General features: G+C 52.6%; 3 protein-coding genes and 1 pseudogene. All 4 read right to left on the reverse strand.

Annotation, left to right across the window (positions count from 1 at the left end; genetic code table 11):
* Nucleotides 1-105, reverse strand: a pseudogene (locus D1641_RS19925) (ATP-binding protein); the annotation flags it as partial.
* Nucleotides 98-1,303 (reverse strand): IS21 family transposase, encoded by a 1,206-nt coding sequence (istA, locus tag D1641_RS18565; protein ID WP_243149484.1) that lies wholly within the window; start codon nucleotides 1,301-1,303, stop codon nucleotides 98-100. The pseudogene D1641_RS19925 and the gene istA, both read right to left, overlap by 8 nt.
* Before the next feature lie 62 nt (nucleotides 1,304-1,365).
* Nucleotides 1,366-2,196, reverse strand: a complete 831-nt coding sequence (locus D1641_RS18570; RefSeq protein ID WP_243149485.1) for a reverse transcriptase domain-containing protein — start codon at nucleotides 2,194-2,196, stop codon at nucleotides 1,366-1,368.
* 711 nt (nucleotides 2,197-2,907) lie between these two features.
* The coding region (locus tag D1641_RS18575; protein WP_243149486.1) for a type IV secretory system conjugative DNA transfer family protein at nucleotides 2,908-3,713 on the reverse strand (806 nt) is incomplete at its 5' end.

The raw sequence follows: 3,713 nt of genomic DNA on the forward strand, positions 1-3,713 counted from the left end.
GTCCGCCACGGCCCGTTCCAGGTAATTGTCCAGAATCTCCAGGGTGTTTTTCATCTTAAGGCTTTCCAGGTTTTCCCTCAGCCTGTCCATAGTAAATTCACTCATACAGCACCTCGTCATATCTGGATAAATCAGAGGGTTTCAAGGGGAAATCTATCACTTTGCCCTGTTCCAGCAGAACATTTTCTGCATCCATTGTCTGCTTCAACGTAAGCCTTCTATAGTGCTGAGGATTGACAACCATGTCCTTTCTCTGATACGATATTCGGTGCAGAGCGATCTGCTTGCCTTCATAGTAGGCTGCCAGCATACTGTCGAGGGCTACGACTGCCACATCTTTGCCGACATACTCCGCTGGCACGGAGTACTGATTGCCGGCGTAGGAGATGAGGCAGTCTTTTTGTACCCGCCTGAGGTTGATCTTGTCGATGATGTACTCGCGGGTAAGAGGGCTCAGTCTCTCTTTTTTCAGCCGCTCAAAGGGAATCTCGTTGGTGGTGGCGTGTACCTTGCCGTTGACCTTGTTGCACCAGGCCAGGGCCTGTCCGTTCAAATCTGCCAGAGAGTTGTACTTGATTCCCACCATGAAATTATCTCTCACAAACTGCACCGTCCGCTCCACTTTCCCCTTGGTCTGACCTCGGTACGGCCGGCACAGGATGGGTTTGAACCCATAGAATCCCGCGAAGTCCTCAAACTGCCGGTTCAGTGTGGAATCCTCCTGCTTCAAAAGCCGCTTGATGACCACCTGCTTCATATTGTCATATAGAATCTCCTCCGGGTATCCTCCAAAGTACCGAAATGCGTTCTGATGGCACCGGATCAGTGTGTTTGTGCTCATATCTGTGACAAATTCGATGTACCGCATCCGCGAGTACCCCAGTATCATGAGAAAGCAGTACAGCTTCTTCCACTTTCCATCCTCGTACACCAGGTGATCCTCGAAGAATCCCCAGTCCATCTGCCCTTGCTTTCCTGGCATCGTCTCAAACCGCACTGTCGCTTTCTCATTCAAGTCCATCTTCCGGCTGCTCACATACGCCTTGACGATGCTGTAGCCCCCGTCAAATCCCATCTCCCGCAGCTTCTCCAGTATCCGCAGCGCCGAGTACGGCGCCTCCTCCAGCCACTCGTCCACGATCTGCTTGTACGGGTCCATCTTCGTGGGCTTCGGTTCGCTTAATGTGTACTCCGGCTTCTGCGGCGACTCCGCGTACCGCTTTGCCGTCCGCGGGTCCATGTGGTACTTCCGGCCCAGCTCCACATAGCTCAGCCCTTTTTGTCTGTCGCTTCGGATATCCATCCACTGTGCTCCTTTCATTTTCTGACTCCCTTTCCGGGCTCTTTCTCGCCCTGATTGGGAGTCTATCTTTTTCCCTTCACCTCCGCCACAAAACTACATTTTTTCCTCGGCCTTTTTTTACATTTTATCTCTGGCGTTGACACCCATTCGTCCATGATGTCCAAATAGATGTTTGCCAGAAGCGGACTGATGAGTCCGCCCTGGGGTGTCCCGTCCTCATTGACCTCGCATTCACCCATAATCCCGGCTTTCAGCATAGCCTTGATAATTTGCAGTACCCGTCTGTCCTTCACGCCCATATGATACAGGCGTTTCAGAAGTATGCTGTGGTCTATGCAGTCAAAGCACTTGCTGATGTCACCCTCGACAACCCAGTGATAGCCTGTGGTATGCGTGATGAAGTTGATACGCTCCAGCGCCATAGGGGCCTCCCGCATAGGACGAAACCCATAAGAGTGCCCGAAAAATTGCGCTTCAAATATTGGTTCCAGCACTAGCCGCATACACTCTTGCACGATTCTGTCCCGTATTGTCGGAATGCCCAGCGGGCGCTTTTCAGCTTTTTCCGGTTTGTCGATGTACACCCGGCGTATCTTTTGCGGCTCATAACGTCTGAACGCGTTCTGGATATCCTTAATCACCCAGGGAAAGGGTTTGTACAGATAATCCTTGCGCATGGTCTTGGAATCCACACCGGGCGTCTCGCTGCCATGGTTGCTTTTGATGTTGTGAATTGCTGTAATAATGGTTGCTTCTGCTGACATAATTTCGAGGAGTCCTTTGAACGCTGGCCTTCCGCCCGCATCATAGTCTTCCTTGCTGTGCTGATACAGCTTATCCTGAATTTCGCGCAGTTGAGTTTCAGTTCTTGGGTAGTCGAATTGTTGTGCCATACGCACCGCCTCCTATCTGGAATTGGTGTTTCTGGTGTTAGTCAGGTATGCCTACGGCTTCCTCGACTTCCTGTTCACATACAATCTGCATTGACTATGCCCCTTCGCTCTGTCCTCCCTATGCGAAAGGACTTCATCGCTACTACGGGCTGATGCCCCATGGATTAGCAGGTCATTTCCTACCTGCGCGGCGAAGGTGTCACTTCACTTACTTCAACGAATCGAAGTGCCGTCCATGGTTCCTTTGTTCCCTATGCTTTAGCTTTCCATATCGGTTTTAGCCCTTCCCTATGGCCCGTCCGCCATCTCCAGCCAGTGTGATTTTTGCTGGAGACATTCGACCTCAATGGTTTTCTGCCGTTTTCCGCGGTTACAAACTTAAACGGCGGCGGAACCCCGCATGGGGGTGGATGGCTGTATTATCATCCCTGCATTTACGAGCCGTACACTCAGGATATTTGTCGGTTGCAACAAAACATACTGGACATGACCGATTTATAGCCTCCTGCGGGCGCAACTGTCTCAAATTGCGCTGCCGCTCTTTACCGAGCTTCGTACATCCCACATGACACTGTGAGCGCACGTCGGAGATCAGAGTTTTGATTTCCCGTCACACCGGGGTTAGCAGGTTCTTCCCCTGCCCAATCAAGCATAGAGTTCAGATTTCTTACGAAACCTGCCTTGTTTTATTCCGTATTTCTACGGAGATTGTCAAGGAACAAAGCGCGCATACCCAATGCAGAGAAGCCCCTCTCCCCGGCGGAACCGGGTGATCTGTCGGACTTCATCCTCAGACAGATTGAGCACTCCTTGAATGAGCCGTGCCTCCTGTTCCTCCATCTGCATGACCAGTTTAATGCGGCTGGAATCCAGAATCCCCTTGCCGTACTTGCCGCCGTCCAGACCAAAGAGGTCCTGCATCCCCTGGGTGGAGGTGACAGCAATCCCGCCCAGACCCCGGATTGTCTTGACCATCTCCTGGACGAAGCCGGCGGCCAGGGGGTTGGAGTTGGCCCCCACCAGGGACCACAGCTCATCGGCGATGAGGGCGGACAGGTCGCCGCCGGCGTCCATAATCAGGTCGTTGGCCACATCGGTGGCCCAGAAGATACCGGGGAGCAGCAGGTCATCAGGCATCCCGGAGGTGTCCAGCACAATGTACTTATTATTAAGATCAATGTCGTTGCGCTGGCCCATAGCGGAGGCGGAGCCGGTGACATACCGGGCCAGCATCACGGCCAGGTGCTTTGTCTCCGGGTTGCCGGAGAGGACTTCATACCAGTCCGGCAGAATGGGCATTTCCGCAAAAGCGCCATTTTCATCGGTGATGGTGGCGTTGTCGAAGGTGATCCCGTACCGCCGGTAGCACTCCACCAGGGAGGAATCCAGATGGTTTTTGTCCTCATCGGACAAGTCCCGCTTCTGGAGGGAATACCAGATAATCGTAAGCGTAAAATGTACCACCGCATATACAAGGGAATAGGAGAATGCAGATAATAGTCCCGAGAGGTCTTGAG

This window comes from Colidextribacter sp. OB.20, assembly GCF_009911595.1.
Taxonomy (GTDB): domain Bacteria; phylum Bacillota; class Clostridia; order Oscillospirales; family Oscillospiraceae; genus Lawsonibacter.